This window comes from Calditrichia bacterium, assembly GCA_020634975.1.
In the GTDB taxonomy this organism is placed as follows: Bacteria; Calditrichota; Calditrichia; order RBG-13-44-9; family J075; genus JACKAQ01.
Map to the genome: position 1 here is coordinate 61097 of JACKAQ010000003.1, position 21960 is coordinate 83056.

A 21960-nucleotide genomic window follows, 5' to 3' on the forward strand; every position below is an offset into this window, starting at 1 on the left:
TTTAACACTCTCCTCCGGAGCAAGAATTCAGAAAGGTCGCTATTCACACGTTTAGCGACCTTTTTTGTTTACACGCCGCATTCAATATCATCTGTATTTAATATGTATGCAAAATTTCACAAATGCATATCAAACCACATTGATTTGTAAAATTTCCGTTTTCAGATATCTGAAAATTCCTGCTAAATAATAAAGCTGAGATACATTTAATTTAAATACGTTGTAGCCGTAAATCCCAAAAGGGCGTCCGAATACGACGCCTTTTTTATATGCCTCAAAATTAATATTTGCAATTGTGCCTACCGAATCATGTTGATTGTCAGATTCATTCCATAAATTTTACGTCACGAATGAAAAATATTTCAACTTACAGGCAAAATTCGTATTTTATGCAAATAATAACCCGTCAATCAGCGCTGTTTTTTTTGAAAATGATGCCAATTTTAAATTGTGAAATACTATCGATGTCTTTTTTCAGCAAGAACAAAAGACAACGTAAATCCCCGGTACAACGGATACTTACCGCTTTTGTTGTGTTTTCATGGATTGTATTTTATTCCACAGCTTTTTCCCAATCAGAGTTTGATTTTGTTAACGAGAGCGGTATTCCCCATATTCAAAATTTCAGCCCAAAAGATTACAATGGGTCATCGCAAAACTGGGCAATGGTTCAGGATTTGCGCGGCATCATGTATTTCGGGAATGTGGATGGCGTTCTGGAATACGATGGCGTCCATTGGCGATTAATCAAAACACCTCAAAATGCCACAATCCGCTCAATGGCAATGGATAAAACCGGGCGTATTTTTAATGGCGCAATTGGTGATTTGGGATATCTCGCACCCGATTCCGTTGGCACAACCCAATTCGTTTCGCTGAAAGAAAAATTGCCACCCGATTACCGCGACTTCACCGATGTCTGGTATACCCGCATTACACCCGATGGCGTTTATTTTATGACCTACCATTTTCTGGCGCGTTGGGATGGTTCAGAAATGAAAGTTTGGGACCCTCCGGTCAGCAATTTTTTCCGCTGCTTCACAATTGCGGATACGCTGATGGCTCATTGCGGCGTGGATGTGGGTTTGGCAAAAATGGTAGACGATTCGTTGCAAATCATCCCCAATTCAACCGGTTTCCGATATGTCAATTTTGTAGCTCCTGCGCCCGATGGAGGCGCCATATTGGGCGCGTCGATCAACAAATTGGTGCGATATGACGGCAGCACTTTTGAAATCCAAAATAGCGCGGTTGATGCGTATTTGGCGAAATACGAGCTTTACAGCGGATGCTCAATTCCCGGCACAAATTTGTATGCATTGGGAACGTTGAGCGGCGGTGTCGTGATTACGGATGCGGATGGAAACATTAAAAATATATTCAATAAAAACAGCGGTTTACGCGATGAAACTATTTGGTCGATGGATACCGACAATCAGGGCGGATTGTGGATCGGGATGAACAATGGTCTGGCGCGAGTGGCGCTGCCGCCGCAATCCACTTTTTATGATGAATCGTTGGGAATCGAGGGCACGGTAGAGGCGATGGAACGCCACACCGGCACTTTGTATGCAGCCACCAGCAACGGCGTTTATTATCTGGAACCGGCAGTTTCTGTGCAATCGCAGCCGCAATTCCGGGAGGTTGAAAATGTTGGTGCGCAGTGCTGGGATCTGCTGTCTATCGGTGATGATTTGTTCTCCGCTTCGCACAACGGCGTTCATCAAATTTCCGGCAATCGCGGCAAATTGATCTATCAAAAAAACACCAATTCGCTGTATCAATCGCGATTTCATCCAAATTTTATTTTTGTCGGCACTGAGTTTGGTCTGGCATTTCTCAAAAAAACTGCCGGAAAATGGGCGTTTGCCGGCATGCTGCCGGGCATTAAAGATATGGTGAACACCATTGCGGAAGACGATGACGGAAATATTTGGGTGGTAAATTCCCCTTTAAATTTACGCAAAATCACGCTCGCCAGCGGTGTGCCGCTCGACAAGTTAACGGAAGCGGACGTCACGATTTCCAGTTACGAAAAAACACCGGCATTACAAGACAAAATGCTGGGCAGCATCTATTTTCTGGATGGAAAAGTGCTGGTTTCCACAAACAAAGGTCTGTTCGGATGGGAAGATGATCGATTTATTCCGGCAACCAATTTTGACAATCTGGCAGATTCGACCCTAAATATCGTGCAAATAAAACGCTCTCCGGGCGATGTGGACCGGATTGTTGCAATTCAGAACGGCGAAATCAGAATCGGCACTATCGACCCAATCAATCGCCAAACAACGGTGTGGGACACCGCCCGATTTGCCGACTTGCGCGATCATGGGCAAATTTATATGCTGTTCCCGGACAAAGGCATTGGCGGCGAATTGTCGGCAGATTATCGCTATCTCTGGATCAGCAACGATGAGGGATTGCGGCGATACGATTTGTCAATTTCACCCAATGTTCAAACAGATTTCCCGATGCTGATTCGCCGGGTGACAGTCAATACCGATTCGCTAATTTTTGGCGGAACGGATATTTCCGAACCCGGAACCGTGCGCGAACTGCTCTACAAAAACAACGCCTTACGTATTGAATTTTCCGGACTTAGCTACGCTGCACCGGAAGCGAATCGCTATCAGTATTTTCTCGAAGGATTCGACACCGACTGGTCGCACTGGACATTGGAGAGTCAGAAAGATTACACCAATTTGCCGGAGGGCAACTATCGCTTCCGGGTGCGATCGCAAAATTTGCAACAGCAATTCAGCGAGGAAGCAACATTCGTTTTTGTCATTTTGCCGCCGTGGTATCGCACAGGATTGGCATATTTTATTTACACAATTTTAGGGATTCTGGGATTGTTTTCGCTGGTGCGCTGGCGGGTTTCACTGGTGGAAAAACGGGCGGAGGCATTGGAAGCCATCGTCGCGGAAAGAACCGCACAGCTTGCGGAACAATCGGAAAAACTGAAAGAGCTGGACAAACTGAAATCCCGCTTTTTTACCAATATTTCCCACGAATTTCGTACACCGCTAACGTTAATTTTGGGACCGATGGAAAAACTGGCGGAAGATGTGCAAACGGATAAATCCCGGACCATTTTGCAGGTGATGCGCCGCAACGCAAATCGGTTACTGAAGTTGATCAACCAGTTGCTCGACCTCTCGCGGCTCGATGCCGGAAAATTATCGCTCCATTTACAAAACGTGGATGTAATCCCGCTGATGAATGGCATTGTGATGTCGTACGAATCGCTGGCGGAAATGCGCAATATCACGCTGAAAATCGACTTACCGGATCAATCGTTGCATACGGCAGTCGATGTGGAAAAATTTGAAAATATCTGCCACAACCTGTTGTCCAATGCATTCAAATTCACGCCAAACGATGGCAAAATAGATATTGCCATTGATGTGCATAGCGATGCTGAGTTGGACCAACCCTACCTCGACATCCGGATTCGCGACACCGGTGAAGGCATATCCGCAGATCGGCTGGAAAATATTTTCAATCGATTTTATCAGGTGGACGATTCACCCAATCGGGCGCATGAAGGCACCGGCATCGGGCTGGCGTTGACCAAAGAACTGGTTGAACTGCACAACGGCAGCATATCCGTGACCAGCAAACCGGGAGAAGGTTCAGCGTTTACGGTGCGATTACCGTTCGGACAAATTGAACAGGATGCTGTCGAAATTATGCCGACGCCGACTGAAAATTTTCCCAAAACAAATATTTCTGGCGAATTTTTTGGCAACAATTCCACCACCCCTGCCGAGATGACAGCGCCGGAAAACGGCAGCCAAAATGCGGCGAAACCGTTGCTGCTGCTCATTGAGGACAATCCGGACATGCGCCTTTACATCCGCACATATCTCGATCCGGAATTCAGCGTCATCGAAGCGGTTGATGGCGAAGCGGGTGTGGCAATGGCGCAGGAAACCATGCCGGATTTGGTCATCAGCGATTTAATGATGCCCAAAATGGACGGATACACCGTCTGCAAACATTTGAAAACCGATGAGCGCACCAGCCACATTCCGGTTATTTTGCTTACCGCCCGCGCTGCCCGGGAAGACAAACTCACCGGACTTGAAACCGGCGCAGATGATTACCTGATCAAACCGTTTGATGCCAAAGAATTAGTGGTGCGGGTGAAAAATCTGATTGAATTGCGATCACAGCTTCGCGAACGATTCAGCAACGCAACGGTCATTAAGCCGACGGAAGTTGCTGCAACTTCGATAGATAAATTGTTTCTCGAAAAAATAATTTCGGTGATCGACGCACACATTGGCGAAGAATTGTTTTACGTTGAACAATTGGCAGAAACCGTTGGGATGAGCGTTTCGCAGCTCAACCGGAAATTGGGTGCGTTGATCGATCAGCCCGCCGGACAGCTGATCCGCTCAATGCGGCTGCAACGCGCGGCCGATTTGCTCAAACAAAATGCCGGAAATGTTGCCGAAATTTGTTACGAAGTCGGTTTCAGCAGTCAAGCGAATTTTACCCGTGCGTTCAAAAAACAGTTCGGCGTTTCGCCAATGGCCTATCGGCGAAGATACGTTTGACGCCTCTTTCCACTCGCCACAACCATTTTTTTCATCACAAAAATCTGTTTTTTAGCGTAAATGCGCGAAAATGACAAGTTTTTGCGCAGTATCGAAAAGATTTTTGCCCACCCAATATTGTAATTTTATCCAGCAAACATAAAGACCGGTTTGATCGATTAACTACCGGCAGAAATATCAATCAACACAAAAGGTGCATCTTGAAAAACTCTGAATCATTCAATCCGCAACAGATCAAAGGATTGGTATGGCGCACAGCCAATAATATTCAGGCAAGACAAATAAAAAACGCATTGGAAGCGCTTCGAATTTTATGTGAAATACAACAGGATGGTAATGCCGAGCAAGCTGTCTACCTGCTCATCGTTCCGAACCCGGCGGATGTCCCCCGGGCAACTGATTTTATCTGGCGCGATGAGTTTGGCTTGCAACTGAAGTCCGTCGGGGAAATGCCGCAGGATTATCATTTGCCGAAATCAGATAACAACCATTGAATCATTCAAACCCTTTGAAAAAGCACTATTTTATTTCATCCAATTCAAAACAGTGATTGTGATGTTTATCCCAAAAACCAGACAAGTCGTTTGCTGGAATAGTCAATTTCATCTTAATTCTGAAACCGTTGGGAAACATTTCTCAATTGATAATTGAAATTCAAGATTGAACGAAATGCATCACTGATCGTCAGTGCAATGCGTCACGAAAATGTTGTATTTTTCAATATGATTATATTTAGATAACAATATGTTTGGCGGTGCGATTTGTCACAACGAGAAATTCCAAAAAGGTTGTTATTTACATCGCCTTATTTGGGAATTTAAATAGTGCTTCGCAACTAGGCAACGTCTGTTAGTGGTTCAACATTCCAAACTTTTCACCCCCGGATTTCAAAGCATCCGGTAATTCATTCCTTTTTAAGCTGAAGTTGCATTTTAGCGTCTCTATAATCAAAACAACTGTTTACGCCGCAATACTTCGACATAAATAGTATCAGATTTTCGAAGTGCATTTGTTCAGATTGTTCGCTCTTAACATTTCAAGGATGAAATCGTTCTCGCCATTTATTTCTACCTGGGTTGATCGACCCGGTGAGGAATTATCTCTTCCAGAATGTTGCAAGTCCATAAATACATTTACTTTAACGGAGGATGTCCACAATGAATAAATTGGTTTCTGCAAATTTCTGCAAACTAATTTTTCTCAAATTTATTTTGTTAGGCTTGTTTCTAGTTGCGTCAACCGGCGCATTGATTTCACAGCCTGCCAGAGATCAACAAACGGATGACACACAAAAGCAACAATTTGTTGATAATGAAATTATTGTCCAAATTAAGGCAACCGCGGCGAAACAGGCCGGGTTGAGCCATCGCCCGATTTACGGCGCTACTGGCCTGCCGGCGCTGGATGCGCTGAATAACCGCTATGGCGTGCGCAGTGCTGAACCGGTGTTCAAAACCATCTCCCAAAAAGCTGCCAGCGCAGCCAAAGCCGAACAGTTCGGTCTAACCCGCATATATGTGTTAAAGGTCTCTGACGGTACCGATATCGAAAAGGCAATCGCTGAGTATGAAAAACTGCCGGAAATTGCCTATGCCGAGCCGAACCTTCTTCGTACTTTGACAGCCGTTCCCAACGATCCATTGTATGCCAGCCAGTGGGCTTTGAACAACACCGGACAGGCAATTCCCTACAACAACGTGGGCACGGTCGGAACACCCGGCGCGGACATCAACGCCCAGCTCGCCTGGGATTTGCACACCGGCGATAACAGCATCATTCTGGCCATTATCGATTCCGGTGTCGATTACAACCACCCGGAATTTGCCGGACGCATGCTTCCCGGGTATGATTTTTACAATGATGACAACGATCCCATGGATGACAATGGTCATGGCACCTCATGTGCCGGTATTGCTGCCGCGGCCGGAAATAACGGCATCGGTGTCGCCGGGGTTAACTGGAATTGCAAGATTATGCCGCTTAAAGCGGGGGGCAGCGGTAGTTCACTCACCTTAACTGCAATTGTCAACAGTATCAACTATGCCGCAGATAACGGCGCTCATGTTCTTTCCATGAGTTTTGGCGGCGGATACAGCGCAACAGAAGAAGCTGCTGTAAACTATGCGCATAGCATGGGTTGTATTCTGGTGGCTGCCCGGGGTAATGATAACAATTCATTTGCCGAGTATCCGGCAAGTTTTGCCAATGTTATGGCGATTGGTGCAATGAGTCCCTGCAACGAGCGCAAATCGCCTTCTTCCTGCGACGGTGAAACCTTCTGGGGCAGCAGCTACGGTGCAGACCTGGACGTAATGGCACCGGGCACCCGCATCCATACGACAGATATTCTCGGCGCCGGCGGATACTCTGCCGGAGATTACACAGCCACTTTTAACGGTACTTCTTCAGCTGCTCCGTTCGTCGCCGGTGTGGCAGCGTTAGTCCGTTCTTATGCGCCCTCACTCACCAATGACGATATTCGCGATGTCATCAACAGCACGGCAGTGGATATCGGCGCTGCCGGTTTTGATATCGAAACCGGCTATGGTCGTGTAAATGCCTACGCCGCACTGAATTTTGCGCTGAGTTCCGTTCCGCCGCAAGCTTCTGTTTCACCAACCGGACTCAGTTTCACGATGGACCCGGATCTGACCGATAGCGATGTCTTTACCATCAGCAATGCCGGCGGCGCTAACGCCCGCAACTTATTCTGGAACATTACTTACGATCCCGCCTGTACCTGGCTTTCTATTGATAAAGCAATTGGACGTCTATCCGGAAACACCAATGAACAAATCACCGTTAGCATCAACACCTTAGGGATGATTGCCGGGAATTACCAATGCACGCTGAACATCAACAGCAACGACCCAGATGACCCGCTCGTTGAGATCGTCGTCGATCTGAACGTAAACAGTTTGCCACCGCCGGACATCGCGGTATCGCCGGGCGCATTCTTCTTTAACCTCAACACCGGTGAAAACACCACAGATATGCTCACCATTTCCAATGATGCACCTGCCGGAAACCTGAATCTGCACTGGAATGCCACACTGCAAGGCTCCAATATTGACTGGTTGGGGATAAACCTCAATGCCGGGATCATCGCTCCGCAGGACAATCAGACGGTGCAGGTCAATGTAAATGCAACGGGTTTGAGCAACGGTCTCTACCAGGGAACCATCGAAGTGACTTCCAATGATCCCAACAACGTGACTATCCAAATTCCGGTGGAGCTTTCGGTAATGGAGCCGGTAATTGGCGGACAAAAATTATATTCGTTTAGTTCTGCTGGCAAAACCATTCAGCGAGCTGAACTTGATGGTAGCAACCTTGCCACCGTGCAATCAGGGCTTTCCGGACCTCTGGATGGGGCAGTAGATGAGATCAACCGCAAATTATACTGGATAGACTTGTTTGACGATACCTTTTATCGCAGCGATCTGAATGGCACCAACATGGAGACAGTTCTATCCGGGCTGAGTTCACCGTATTCCATCGCGGTGGATGCCGTGAATAGCCAGATCTATTGGATCGAGGTTTTTCCGGTTGCAGACCGGCGTATCCGGCGGGCGAATTTAGATGGTACCGGTATTGTGACATTGGTCAGTTTTTCCGGTCAAAATGCCAACGGACTTTCCCTGGATATCGCCGGTGGAAAAATGTACTGGTGTGAAGGATTTGATTTCGCCACAGCACCGGAAGGTATTTGGCGGGCGAATTTAGATGGCTCAAATCCGGAGAAAGTCGTTGATCTTAGTGTAGATCCATTTGGTCTGGCTCTGGATCTGGTTAATGGTAAAATGTATTTTGGTAATACCGAGAGTGATGCGATTACCCGCGCTAACCTTGATGGTAGCAATGTTGAAAACGTATTTACCGGGTTTGAAGCCTCGGACCTGGACATTGATGTGGCTAATGGAAAACTCTATTGGGGCCGCCGGGACGGTATTGGCATTCAGCGCGGAAATACGGATGGAACCGGTATCGAGACACTTAATGTACCTGGCAACAGGCTAACACTGGATTTAAGCGATCCGGCTTGTGCCATCACCGGGTTGGCTGCAGGTAACCAAACCGCCTGTGCCCCCGCAGACCAACACTTACACCCAGGAAGTGACCGTTACCTACGCATTTCAACCCACAACAGGCACGTTGGATGTCAACGGACAGAGCTTTGCCATCACCGCCAGCCCGCAAACCGTTACACTGGTTGGTCTGGTTTCAAATGGACAGGCTGTTAATGTCACAGCTTCCTTTTCCGAAGATCCGACCTGCAGCCTGACGCAGGCAGCATTATTTACCGCTCCGGCAAACTGTGAACCCTGTGCCATCACGGCGTTAGCTGCCGGCACCCAAACCGCCTGCGATCCGGCAACCAACCTGTATACCCAACAGGTAACGGTAACCTACGCGCATCAACCCGCCAGCGGCACACTGGATGTGAACGGTCAGAGTTTTGCCATCACCGCCAGCCCGCAAACCGTTACACTGATTGATCTGGTTTCAAACGGGCAGGCTGTAAATGTCACCGCCTCTTTTTCTGCAGAACCGGCGTGCAGCCTGACGACGAATGCATTGTTCACTGCCCCGGAAGCCTGTGATGCGTTAGATATTTGTGCAGAAATTAACCCGTTGATTGCGGAGATTGACGCATTGCTGAACAATCCCGGTACGCCACGGAAATCCAAAAGCAAGCTGATCAAAGCTAAAGATTATCTGAATAGCGCCTGCGACAATTTTACCGCCGGTGAATACGACCGCGGATTTAATGATCTGGCAGACGCGGCTGATGAACTCAACAAAGCCATGGACAAAGGCGCCAACGCCGGTGCCATCCGGGTTGCTACCGTTGACCTGGCACGGTTGATTGCCACCGAAACCATTGCCGATGCCCAAGCTTATGCTGGTGATCCGGCAATCGATCAACTCCTCAGCAAAGCAGCAGAAGCCCTCGCCGATGGCGATACCGAACGCGCTGATGACAAATTCGACAAAGCCGTGAAAGAATACGGCAAAGCCTGGGAATACGCCGCAGAAGCCATTCAACTGGCGGGCAACACCGGCACCGGCGGGGAAATTTCCATGGATCTCGATCCGGTTCTGAATGCCATCGATGCGTTGCTGGCAAACAATCCCAATAAAAAAGCCCGCAAAGCGTTGCAAAAAGCGCACGGCAAAGTGACTGATGCCCAAAGCAAATACGACAACGGCGATATCGAAGACGGATACGGCAAGCTGGAAGACGCCGTCGGCTATCTGGAAGACGCCGCCGATGAAGGCTCGGACGCCGATCCGGTGATCGCCAACCTGCTCACGCTCGGTCGCGATTACGCTGTTGCCAAAATCACCGAAGCGCAAACCTACGCCGGCACACCGGAAGTGGATCAGCAGATCACCAAAGCCCAAAATTATTTGAGCGACGGGGACGCTGCCGCTGCGCAGGGCAAAAACGAAAAAGCGATGGATCGCTACGGCAAAGCCTGGATAGAAGCGCAGGAAGGCGTGCTGCTCGGCAACGGACTCGGCAAAACCGCCGGCGAACCGGTTGCGGTCATTCCCACCGAATACGGGCTGGATCAGAACTATCCCAACCCCTTCAATCCGGAAACGACCATCCGTTTCGCTTTGCCGCAATCCGGCAACGTGACGCTCAAAATCTTCAACCTGAGCGGTCAGTTGGTGCGCACGTTGGTCAGCAGCGATTTTGCTGCAGGACAACACCAGATCGTTTGGAACGGTCGCAACGATCTCGGCGAAAAGGTTGCCAGCGGGATGTATCTCTACCGCATCACCGCCGGATCATTTGTCCAAACCAAAAAGATGATGTTGATGAAGTAAATTTGGAAAAGTAAACCATCATTTTTCTGAATAAATCAACAAACCCCCGGACGTCTGTAACATCTGGGGTTTGTTGTTATTGCGTTTCTGTTTCTCAACCCACCGGGTATTTTGGGGGAAAAATTGCCAATAAAATGTGCCCAATGCGCGAAAATGACAAAATTATGCGCAGTATTGAAAAGAAATCACCCTTCTGAAAAGCTAAATTGACAGCAGCAACAGTTTGAAACACGCCACAGGAAGTTCCTGATGTTGCAGTAACCGCCCCGGTTCTCCTGTGATAAACTATTCAACAGTTTGGTCTTTGATAAAACATGATATTGCAATATGTGACCCAAAACTCTAACGTTTTTTCACTCGCATGTATATTTCGCAATCCGCGACCGGAATTACGGTTCACTTTTAGCGCGGGATACTAACCTTAAACAGTCTCACCTGTAATTGTAACACCGCTGAACATCATTAGAAAATTTTCACAGTCTTTGGTTTTTATTAAACACCCCTTACTCAGGAGGAACTATTAAATGATTATTTTCAATACTATTGAACCCTGGCAACGAACACTCCGTTGCATTTTCACCGCGATGGCACTATGGCTGCTGTTTGCCGCATCGCCGGTTCTTGCACAGGAATCGATGATGTCTGCACCACAGACACCCGTATCCGATCTGCTGAACGCAGACGGCACCATCAACCTCAACAACGGATTTTCCGGTAATCTGGACTTGAATGGATATCACATGGTAAACGGGCCCAATGGCGAGCCGCGCTTTGTGCCTATTAACCAACCGCAACCCACCAACGCTCCGGCACATTTGAGTTCAGCCGGTGATGGGCAGTGGGACGATCAGTTTTCCGGCAGTGGCGTTACCGGGGCGAATAATAATGTAATAACTACATCCATCATCGGGGTGAACTGTATATCGGCGGATATTTTACGACTGTAGGAAACGCCGCTGCAAAAAGTATCGCCAAGTGGGATGGTACATCCTGGCAAGCATTGGGTGCCGGTCTCAATTTTAATGTAATCGCCATCATTGAATTTAACGGTTTTATCTATGCCGGAGGTCAGTTTTCAAGCACCGGAGATGGCAGCGTTACCGGGCTAAACTACATTGCCAAATGGGACGGCAGCAACTGGACACCGGTGGGTTCAGGATTCAATAATGCGGTAAGAGACTTTGCCATACTCGGTGGCGAATTGTATGCGGCGGGGGTTTCACCCAAACCGGAGATGGCAGCGTTACCGGGCTAAATTACATTGCCAAATGGGACGGCAGCAACTGGGCAGCTCTGGGAACCGGGTTCAACAGCATCGTCTTTTCTCTGACCCTCATTGGCACGGATATTTATGCCGGGGGATGGTTTACCAAGACCGCAGATAACAGCGTCACACTCAACCACATCGCCAAATGGGACGGCACTTCATGGTCGGCACTGGGAACAGGGCTAAGTGCTACCATTGGGATCTTTACGACAACTACTAATGGCACGGATCTTTACGTCGGGGGAGACTTCACCCAGACAGCAGATGGCAGTGTCACACTCAACCGAATCGCCAAATGGGACGGCAGCAGCTGGAGCGCGTTGGGATCCGGGCTGAATAGTCCTGTCAGGTCCCTTACCGCGATCGGCACAGATATCTATGCCGGGGAGAATTCATCCAGACCGCGGATGGCAGCGTTACCGGGCTAAACCGCATCGCCAAATGGAATGGCACTCTCCTGGTCTGCGCTGGGGGCGGGCTTGATGTAGAACTTTACAGAGCTGTCAATGCTTTGTCCAGCAGTGGTACGGATCTTTATGTCGGGGGATCTTTTAGCCAGACCGGGGATGGCAACATCGTCGGGTTAAACAATATCGCCAAATGGGATGGCAGTAGCTGGTCAATACTGGGAACGCGCGGCAAAGGATTATTCCTACCCAACAGTTCAGTTAATAGCATGGTTGTCAGCAATGGCATTCTGTATATCGGTGGAAGCTTCACCCAGACCGCGGACGGCAGCGTCACGTTAAACCGCATCGCCACATGGGACGGCAGCAACTGGTCCACGCTGGGATCCGGGCTAAATAGAATTGTCAGATCCCTGACCTTCATCGGAACAGATCTCTATGTTGGTGGAGACTTCACCCAAACTGCGGACGGTAGCGTCACCGGGCTCAACCGCATCGCCAAATGGGACGGCAGCAACTGGTCGGCTGTTGGTAACGGGCTAAACGCATCGGTAAATACCCTTACCACTTTAGGCAGCGATCTCTATGCCGGGGAAACTTCACCCTAAGCGGGGATGGCAGCGTCTCACTCAACCGTATTGCCAAGTGGGACGGCAGTAGCTGGGCAGCAGTTGGTGCGGGGCTAAACAGCTCTGTCTATGCCATGACCGTCATCAGCAGCGATCTTTATGTTGCCGGATTCTTCGTCCAGACCGCGGATGGCAGCGTCACCGGGCTCAACCGTATCGCCAAATGGGATGGCAGCAACTGGACAGCCGTGGGACTCGGCTTCAACGACCTCGTCTGGTCTCTAACCACCATCGGCAGCGATCTCTATGCCGGAGGACGCTTCACCCAAAGCGGGGATGGTCTTCTCGAACTCGACTACATCGCCAAATGGGACGGCAGCAACTGGGCAACCGTGGGACAAGGGTTTAACAGCTATGTCCAAGCCATGACCACTATCGGCAACGACATTTATGTTGGGGGAAACTTCACCGAAACCGGGGATGGCAGCGTCACACTCAACCGCATCGCTAAATGGGACGGTAGCACCTGGTCGCCATTGGGTTCCGGATTGGATAACATTGCCCAGTCTATAACAGGCATGGACAATGATATATATGTCGGGGATTTTTACAGTTGCCGGGGGCAAACCGTCGCTTTTCATCGGTCGGTATATCTGTGATACACCACCGCCGGCAGAACTGGACATTTGCGCAGAAATCGATGTGCTGATCGGCGAAGTCGATGCGCTGATAACTGATCCCGGCACACCCGGAAAGCCCGCAAAAACTTGAAAAAGCCAAGAATTATCTGAACAACGGTTGCGACAACTTCACCGCCGGTGAATACGACCGCGGATATAATGATCTGGCAGACGCGGCAGACGAACTCAACAAAGCCATGGACAAAGGTGCAGATGCCGGCGCTATCCGCATTGCCACAGTGGATTTGGCGCGATTGATCGCCACCGAAACCATCGCCGATGCCCAAGCCTATGCGGGCGATCCGGCGATTGACCATCTGCTCAGCAAAGCCGCCGAAGCCCTCGCCGATGGCGATGCCGAACGCGCCGATGACAAATTCGACAAAGCCGTAAAAGAATACGGCAAAGCCTGGGAATACGCCGCAGAAGCGATTCAATTGGCTAATGACACCGGCACCGGCGGAGAAATTTCCATGGATCTCGATCCGGTTCTGAATGCCATCGACGCGTTGCTGGCAAATAATCCCAATAAAAAAGCCCGAAAAGCCTTGCAAAAAGCACACAGTAAAGTAACAGATGCCCAAAGCAAATACGACAACGGCGATATCGAAGACGGATTCGGCAAGCTGGAAGACGCCGTCGGCTATCTGGAAGACGCCGCTGATGAAGGTTCGGATGCCGATCCGGTGATTGCCGACCTGCTCTCGCTTGGTCGCGAATATGCGGTTGCCAAAATCACCGAAGCGCAAACCTACGCCGGAACGCCGGAAGTGGATCAGCAGATCACCAAAGCCCAGAATTACCTGAGCGACGGGGACGCTGCCGCTGCGCAGGGCAAAAACGAAAAAGCGATGGATCGCTACGGCAAAGCCTGGACGGAAGCGCAGGAAGGCGTGCTGCTCGGCAACGGACTCGGCAAAACCACCGGCGAACCATTGGCGGATTATCCCAACCGAATATTCATTGGAGCAAAACTATCCGAACCCATTCAACCCGACGACAGTGATCAACTATCAGTTGCCAGCGGTCAGCAATGTAAAACTGGTAATCTACAATACTTTAGGACAGCAGGTGCGCACGCTGGTTTCCGGCTCGCAGAATGCCGGCAGCTACACCGTTCAGTGGGACGGACGTAACGACACCGGTCAAAAAGTCGCCAGCGGGATGTATCTCTACCGCATCACCGCCGGATCGTTTGTCCAGACCAGAAAGATGATGTTGATGAAGTAACAATATCTCTGTAGAGGCGCGGCGTTGCCGCGCCTTTTTTTATAAATCAACAAAAACCGGGTGTCTGGGATATCCAGAGGTTTGTTCTTATTGCCTTACTGATTTCAAACCCACCGGGCATTTTGGGAGCGAAATTGCCGAAAAATGTGCCCGATGCGTGAAAATGACAAAAAAATGCGCAGTATTGAAAAGAAATCACCCTACCGGAACAACTATATTGGTTAAACTGTTGGGCGATCAGAAATTCATAAATTGCAATATATTGTAAAATGTGACCATTTCTGTTTTCGATTTTCAAATTTGATGTATCATAAAAAACTTGACTATACCAATCACATGTTATTTGAAGATGGTCACACCCGATGTTGCTGAACAATTCATTATAAATCAGGAGGATGTTAGATATGAAATGTATCAACCAAATTAACAAGGAGAATGTATGGAATTGGTGAATAATATTTATCGAAAGGCGTCATACGGATTAAGTGCGAAGAAAAATTTATTCTGCTGGCTAATGTTGCTATTCACGCTGCTAACGGTTATCCCGGCAGCGGCGCAGGACCTGCTCTGGGTAAAAAGCGCTGGCGGATCCGGCAATGATTATGGCAACAGCATAGCGGTGGATGACAACGGCAATAGCTATGTAACCGGTTACTTCCGGAACACAGCAACCTTTGGCACAGGGGAAACCAATGAAACCATCCTGGTCAGCGCCGGTCTTAGTGACTTCTTCCTGGCCAAGTATGCCCCCGACGGAACCCTGATATGGGCCAAAAGGGCTGGTGGGAGCGGTATTGATATTAGCCAAGGCATAGTGGTGGATGGTGACGGCAACAGTCTTCTCATCGGTTATTTCAATGGTACCGCCACCTTTGGAGCGGGGGAAACCAATGAGACCATCCTGGTCAGCGTCGGTAGTTTCGACATATTCCTGGCGAAATTTGCCCCAGACGGGACCCTGATATGGGCCAAAAGGGCCGGTGGAACCGACGGTGATACTGCCCGAGACATCACGCTGGACAGCAACGGCAACAGCCTGATCACAGGTTCTTACTTTGTTAGCGCCACCTTTGGGGTGGGGGAAACCAATGAAACCATCCTGAACACCGGTAATTTTGCGAACATCTTCCTGGCCAAGTATGCACCGGACGGGTCCCTGATCTGGGTCAAAAGCGCGAACGCAAGCTTAATTAATAGCTATGCCCTCGCGGTGGACAGTGAGGACAACATCCTGGTCAGCAGTTATTTCAGAGGTTCCGCCACTTTTGGCAATGGGGAAGTCAATGAAACTACCCTCAGCAGCGCCGGTGTTCAAAACATTGCCCTGGCCAAGTATGCCCCCGACGGGACCCTGATCTGGGCCAAACGCGACGGCGTTTCCAGCGGTAACTATGCTACCAGTAATGCCATTGCGGTGGACAGTGACGGCAACAGCACGATCACCGGTAATATCTACAATGGCAGTGTCACCTTTGGGGCCGGAGAAGCCAATGAAACCACCCTTAGCAATGCAGGTCAAGCTGACATTTTCCTGGCGAAATATGCCCCGACGGAACCTTGATCTGGGGGCCAGGGGCGTTGGAGGAAGTGATTTTGATGGTGGTAATGGCATCGCGCTGGATGAAGACGGCAACAGCTTTGTCACCGGTTATTTCAGCCTTACCGCCACCTTCGGGGCGGGGGAAACCAATGAAACCACTATGAGCAGTGCCGGGAGTTATGACCTTTTCCTGGCTAAGTATGCCCCCGACGGGACCCTGATCTGGGCCAAACGCAACGGTGGAAGCGATTTAGATAGTGGTGATGGCATTAAACTGGACGGAGACGGCAATAGCTATATCACTGGTTATTTCAATACCACTGCAACTTTTGGTGCCGGGGAGACCAACGAAACCGCGCTGACCAGCGCCGGTAATAGTGACATATTTGTGGCAAAGTTTCAGGGCGGTAATCTTCCGGCAGAACTGGACATTTGCGCAGAAATCGATGTGCTGATCGGCGAAGTCGATGCGCTGATAACTGATCCCGGCACACCTCGGAAAGCACGCAAAAACTTGAAAAAAGCAAAAATTATCTGAACAATGGTTGCGACAACTTCACCGCCGGTGAATACGACCGCGGATATAATGATCTGGCAGACGCGGCAGACGAACTCAACAAAGCCATGGACAAAGGTGCAGATGCCGGCGCTATCCGCATTGCCACAGTGGATTTGGCGCGACTCATCGCCACCGAAACCATCGCCGATGCGCAAGCCTTTGCCGGTGACCCGGCAATCGATCAACTGCTTAACAAAGCCGCAGATGCCCTCGCCGATGGCGATGCCGAACGCACCGATGACAAATTCGACAAAGCCGTAAAAGAATACGGCAAAGCCTGGGAATACGCTGCAGAAGCCATCCAGTTAGCGGGCAACACCGGCACTGGCGGGGAAATTTCCATGGATCTCGATCCGGTTCTGAATGCCATCGACGCATTGCTGGCAAACAATCCCAATAAAAAAGCCCGCAAAGCCTTGCAAAAAGCGCACGGAAAAGTGACTGATGCCCAAAGCAAATACGACAACGGCGATATCGAAGACGGCTACGGCAAATTGGAAGACGCTGTCGGATATCTGGAAGACGCCGCCGATGAAGGCTCGGACGCAGATCCGGTGATCGCCGACCTGCTCACGCTCGGTCGCGATTATGCGGTTGCCAAAATCACTGAAGCACAAACCTACGCCGGTACACCCGAAGTGGATCAGCAGATCACCAAAGCCCAAAATTATTTGAGCGACGGGGACGCTGCCGCTGCGCAGGGCAAAAACGAAAAAGCGATGGATCGCTACGGCAAAGCCTGGACGGAAGCGCAGGAAGGCGTGCTGCTCGGCAACGGGCTTGGCAAAACCGCCGGCGATCCGCTGGCGGAATCCCCACCGATTCGGGTTGGAGCAAAACTATCCGAACCCATTCAATCCGACGACATCCGTGATCAACTATCAGTTGCCAGCGGTCAGCAATGTAAAACTGGTAATCTACAATACTTTAGGACAGCAGGTGCGCACGCTGGTTTCCGGCTCACAGAATGCCGGCAGCAACACCGTTCAGTGGGACGGACGTAACGACACCGGTCAAAAAAAGTCGCCAGCGGCATGTATCTCTACCGCATCACCGCCGGATCGTTTGTGAAAACCAGAAAGATGATGTTGATGAAATAATTTTTGGGTAGGGGCGAGCAGCGTTCGCCCACGCTCTCTATCATCCGTTAAACGTGCGGACACCAACTTAATCGTTGCGATACAAGGGATTGCCAGCCCTTAAAAAAAGGGCTTTTTAGAATATCACTCATATCTCATTTATCATTGCTTAAAAGGAGCCAACCAATGAAAAATGCTTTACCCATGAAGAAAAATCTATTCAACCCTCTGGTGCTGTGGATAGTCCTACTGCTTTTATCCGGCGGGTTTGGTCTGGCCCAGGAGAAATCCCTGCCCATGCCGGCGATCTCTGCGGAGCCGTCCAGGGGGCTTTCCACGAAGGGAATATTGCTCCGCCCCGGTACGCAGCAGATGCAGCCGCTGCAGCCCCTTCAAATGGAAGATTGGGAAGCGCCGAGCGACCAGAGTGCTCCCCGGTTTGTAACCTTTGGGAAAAGGGGAGGCACCACTCCGATTAGTCCCTATGCTGTCGGTATCATTCGATATGTAAAGGAAATTGCCAGCGGCAGCGGTGACGGCAGCGACTGGAACAACGCCTCCGATAACCTGCAGGCCATGATTGACGGCGCCAGCGCGGGAGACCAGGTTTGGGTGGCAAAGGGCCTCTACAAACCGACCCCCACCACCGACCGCAACATAGCCTTTGTTATGAAAGACGGGGTGAGCATCTACGGCGGTTTCGCCGGCAACGAGCCTTCCGGCTACGACCTGGGCCTGCGGGACTTCGATACCAACCCCACCATCCTCAGCGGCGATCTGCAGGGCAACGACGGCCAGCAGCCGGTGGCCACCGATGCCACCACCAACACCAATACCGGCGACAACTCCCATACCATCGTCAATGCCTCCGGGGTGGGTGCCGGGACGGTGATCGACGGTTTTACTTTTACCGCCGGGGCTGCTGACGTGCCCAATCCCTTTCCCAGCCCGACTGCCCGCGGTGCGGGGATTTATATGGATGGCGGGGAACTGCTCGTGACCAACTGCCGCTTCAGCGGCAACTCGGCCAGCGCGATCGGGGGCGCCGGCATTTATGCGATCCGTGGGGTGCTGACAGTAACTCACAGCACCTTCAGCGGTAACTACGGGTATAACTCCGTAGGAATACAAGGCTCAAGAGGCAATATAACATCGGTTATGCACTGTGAGTTCAGTGGCAATTCCGCCGCGTATGTTGGTGCCGCGATGGGTCTGACAGGAACCAATGCCGTCAGCTACTGCAACTTTACCGGCAATTTCGCCAACAGCAGCGCAGGGGCACTTCATCTAGATGGCCCGACCACCATTGATCATTCCACCTTTACCGGCAATTACGTTGCCCAGCAGACGTCATTGGATGATGCTGGCGGGGCAGTTTATGTCGTCCCTAATCCCGGCTCTTTTCTGGCCATGACCGCCTGCAACTTCACGGATAACCGGGCGGTTAATGGAGGCGCGTTAATGGCATTCGCCCCGGTGTCCATCTCGGGCTGTTCGTTTGACGGGAATTCCACCAAGTTGTCGGGTGGCGCTGTTTACTTACTAAACCAACTCAACTCCACCCCCCACTCCATCACCAACAGCACCTTTACCAATAACCAGGCCGGTGACGGGGTAGAATTCTTAGGCCGTGGTGGTGGCCTGTATATACAGAATGCTTTCGCCCAAATAAACGATTGCGACTTTACCGGAAACAGGGTCCTCGCCGAAGATCGCGGTCAACAGGAATATTATGGTGGCGGGGGTGCTGTTGGCATCGAACTTGCCGGGGGGGTGTATTCTGCGACAATCGAAAACTGCCGGTTCATCGACAACACCGCGATCAACTGCAACGGCGGGGCCATCTACAATATCGCCGACAACAGCACGACTTTTAGCGGCTCGTTGTTCCAGGGAAATACGGCGACATACTGGGGGGGCGCCGTCTGTAACGACCAAGCTATAGTCAGCATTTCCACCTCCACCTTTACGGAAAACCAGGCCCTCTACGGCGGGGGGATTTTTAACTGGTATTCCTTTTCGGCAGTGAACCAGTGTGACTTTGTCGGTAACGTTGCTAACGCCGGTGGCGGCGGAATGTCGATTGCCTATGAGCAGTCCAACACCGTGACCAACACGATTTTCCGCAACAATAGGGCTTCCGGCACCGACGGGGTCGGAGGAGCGTTGTTGATTCAGGGGGCCACTACCCGGATCACCAACACCACCATCGCCGGCAACAGCGCGGATTACGGGGGAGCGGTGTCGGTATTACTGACCGGCAGCAATCCCGAATTCATCAACACCATCGTTTACGGCAACCCCACTGTCAACGGCGCCCAATTTGTGTTCGCAGATGGAACTCCGACCGCTACCTTCAGCTATACCCTGCTGGAGGAGGGGGACTGCTATCCGGAAGCCACCTGCGGCCCCGGGATGATCTACGGCCAGGATCCCCTGTTTGTCAGCGCCAGCGATCTGCATCTGCAGCCGGGCTCGCCGGCCATCAACACCGGCACCAACACCGGTGCACCTGACAGCGATATCGAAGGGAATCCCCGTCCACTGACGCTGGCGGATCCCGCCGACATGGGTGCCTATGAAGCACAACCCTGCGCCATCACCGGCCTGACCGCCGGTAACCAAACCGCCTGCGATCCGCAGACCAACACTTACACCCAGGAAGTGACTGTTACCTACGCATATCAACCCACAACAGGCACGTTGGATGTCAACGGACAGAGCTTTGCCATCACCGCCAGCCCGCAAACGGTTACACTGATTGATCTGGTTTCAGACGGGCAGGCTGTAAATGTCACCGCCTCTTTTTCTGCAGAACCGGCGTGCAGCCTGACGACGAATGCATTGTTCACTGCCCCGGAAGCCTGTGATGCGTTAGATATTTGTGCAGAAATTAACCCGTTGATTGCTGAGATTAACGCACTGTTGAACAATCCCGGCACGCCCCGTAAATCCAAAAGCAAGCTGATCAAAGCTAAAGATTATCTGAATAGCGCCTGCGACAACTTCACCGCCGGTGAGTATGATCGCGGATTTAATGATCTGGCAGATGCCGCTGATGAACTCAACAAAGCCATGGACAAAGGCGCCAACGCCGGCGCCATCCGGGTTGCAACGGTGGATTTGGCGCGACTCATCGCCACCGAAACCATCGCCGATGCGCAAGCCTTTGCCGGTGATCCGGCAATCGATCAACTCCTCAGCAAAGCCGCAGAAGCCCTCGCCGATGGCGACGCTGAACGCGCTGATGACAAATTCGACAAAGCCGTAAAAGAATACGGCAAAGCCTGGGAATACGCCGCAGAAGCCATCCAATTGGCAAATGACACCGGAACAGGCGGAGAAATTTCCATGGACTCGATCCGGTTCTGAATGCCATCAATGCGTTGCTGGCAAACAATCCCAATAAAAAAGCCCGCAAAGCGCTGCAAAAAGCGCACGGCAAAGTAACTGATGCCCAAAGCAAATACGACAACGGCGATATCGAAGACGGCTACGGCAAATTGGAAGATGCCGTCGGCTATCTGGAAGACGCCGCCGATGAAGGCGCGGACGCAGATCCGGTGATTGCCGACCTGCTCACGCTCGGTCGCGAATACGCGGTTGCCAAAATCACCGAAGCACAAACCTACGCCGGCACACCGGAAGTGGATCAGCAGATCACCAAAGCCCAGAATTACCTGAGCGACGGGGACGCTGCCGCTGCGCAGGGCAAAAACGAAAAAGCGATGGATCGCTACGGCAAAGCCTGGACGGAAGCGCAGGAAGGCGTGCTGCTCGGCAACGGACTCGGCAAAACCACCGGTGATCCGCTGGCGGAAATCCCACACCGAATTCGGGTTGGAGCAAAACTATCCCAACCCGTTCAACCCGGAAACGACCATCCGTTTCGCTTTGCCGCAATCCGGCAACGTGACGCTCAAAATCTTCAACCTGAGCGGTCAGTTGGTGCGCACGTTGGTCAGCAGCGAGTTTGCTGCAGGGCAACACCAGATCGTTTGGAACGGTCGGAATGATAACGGCGAAAAGGTTGCCAGCGGAATGTATCTCTACCGCATCACCGCCGGATCATTTGTCCAAACCAAAAAGATGATGTTGATGAAGTAAAACTTTTGTAAAAAGGCGCGGCGTTGCCGCGCCTTTTTTTTATTAATAAATTGCCATTAAATAGTCCATATTCTGATTTCAGGAAAACGCGGTTTCGGTTGGATTGCAAAAAT

13 protein-coding genes are annotated in these 21960 nt (G+C 50.7%); all 13 read left to right on the forward strand.

Annotation, left to right across the window (positions count from 1 at the left end; translation table 11 throughout):
* The first annotated feature begins 533 nt into the window (after positions 1–533).
* The 13 genes from H6629_17890 to H6629_17950 all read left to right on the forward strand — a co-directional run bounded on the left by H6629_17890 (position 534) and on the right by H6629_17950 (position 21847).
* A complete protein-coding gene (locus tag H6629_17890) occupies positions 534–4568 on the forward strand; it encodes a response regulator (protein MCB9069660.1) in 4035 nt (1344 codons plus the stop codon).
* Positions 4569–4768: 200 nt separating this feature from the next.
* Positions 4769–5062 (forward strand): hypothetical protein, encoded by a 294-nt coding sequence (locus tag H6629_17895; protein ID MCB9069661.1) that lies wholly within the window; start codon positions 4769–4771, stop codon positions 5060–5062.
* Between the two features lie 663 nt (positions 5063–5725).
* On the forward strand, positions 5726–8812 hold the full coding sequence (locus H6629_17900; protein ID MCB9069662.1) for a S8 family serine peptidase: 3087 nt from the start codon (positions 5726–5728) through the stop codon (positions 8810–8812).
* A gap of 2121 nt (positions 8813–10933) precedes the next feature.
* Positions 10934–11356 (forward strand): hypothetical protein, encoded by a 423-nt coding sequence (locus H6629_17905; protein MCB9069663.1) that lies wholly within the window; start codon positions 10934–10936, stop codon positions 11354–11356.
* Between the two features lie 53 nt (positions 11357–11409).
* Positions 11410–11664 carry a hypothetical protein gene (locus tag H6629_17910; GenBank protein ID MCB9069664.1) on the forward strand — a complete coding sequence of 85 codons (255 nt, stop codon included), beginning with the start codon at positions 11410–11412 and terminating at the stop codon, positions 11662–11664.
* Positions 11665–12187: 523 nt separating this feature from the next.
* Positions 12188–12691 (forward strand): hypothetical protein, encoded by a 504-nt coding sequence (locus H6629_17915; protein ID MCB9069665.1) that lies wholly within the window; start codon positions 12188–12190, stop codon positions 12689–12691.
* A 95-nt stretch (positions 12692–12786) separates the two neighbouring features.
* Positions 12787–13311: a hypothetical protein gene (locus tag H6629_17920; protein MCB9069666.1), complete on the forward strand. Its 525-nt coding sequence runs from the start codon at positions 12787–12789 to the stop codon at positions 13309–13311.
* 1023 nt (positions 13312–14334) lie between these two features.
* The gene (locus tag H6629_17925; protein ID MCB9069667.1) at positions 14335–14562 is read left to right on the forward strand and encodes a T9SS type A sorting domain-containing protein; all 228 of its coding nucleotides are present in this window, start codon (positions 14335–14337) and stop codon (positions 14560–14562) included.
* Positions 14563–15001: 439 nt separating this feature from the next.
* Complete coding sequence (locus H6629_17930) at positions 15002–16123, forward strand: SBBP repeat-containing protein (protein MCB9069668.1); 1122 nt, start codon at positions 15002–15004, stop codon at positions 16121–16123.
* Positions 16053–16640 (forward strand): hypothetical protein, encoded by a 588-nt coding sequence (locus H6629_17935; protein ID MCB9069669.1) that lies wholly within the window; start codon positions 16053–16055, stop codon positions 16638–16640. The genes H6629_17930 and H6629_17935 overlap by 71 nt, the downstream gene beginning before the upstream one ends.
* A gap of 891 nt (positions 16641–17531) precedes the next feature.
* Entirely contained in the window at positions 17532–17732 is a 201-nt protein-coding gene (locus H6629_17940; GenBank protein MCB9069670.1) for a hypothetical protein, read from the forward strand.
* 194 nt (positions 17733–17926) lie between these two features.
* Positions 17927–21112 carry a hypothetical protein gene (locus H6629_17945; protein ID MCB9069671.1) on the forward strand — a complete coding sequence of 1062 codons (3186 nt, stop codon included), beginning with the start codon at positions 17927–17929 and terminating at the stop codon, positions 21110–21112.
* A 468-nt stretch (positions 21113–21580) separates the two neighbouring features.
* Positions 21581–21847 (forward strand): T9SS type A sorting domain-containing protein, encoded by a 267-nt coding sequence (locus tag H6629_17950; GenBank protein ID MCB9069672.1) that lies wholly within the window; start codon positions 21581–21583, stop codon positions 21845–21847.
* The last annotated feature ends 113 nt before the right edge of the window (positions 21848–21960 follow it).

Excerpts from the sequence above, each read along its gene's own strand:
- H6629_17900 (MCB9069662.1), top strand. The coding sequence starts at position 5,726 with ATGAATAAATTGGTTTCTGCAAATTTCTGCAAACTAATTTTTCTCAAA.
- H6629_17905 (MCB9069663.1), top strand. The coding sequence starts at position 10,934 with ATGATTATTTTCAATACTATTGAACCCTGGCAACGAACACTCCGTTGC.
- H6629_17920 (MCB9069666.1), top strand. The coding sequence starts at position 12,787 with ATGACCGTCATCAGCAGCGATCTTTATGTTGCCGGATTCTTCGTCCAG.
- H6629_17930 (MCB9069668.1), top strand. The coding sequence starts at position 15,002 with ATGGAATTGGTGAATAATATTTATCGAAAGGCGTCATACGGATTAAGT.
- H6629_17935 (MCB9069669.1), top strand. The coding sequence starts at position 16,053 with ATGAAACCACCCTTAGCAATGCAGGTCAAGCTGACATTTTCCTGGCGA.
- H6629_17945 (MCB9069671.1), top strand. The coding sequence starts at position 17,927 with ATGAAAAATGCTTTACCCATGAAGAAAAATCTATTCAACCCTCTGGTG.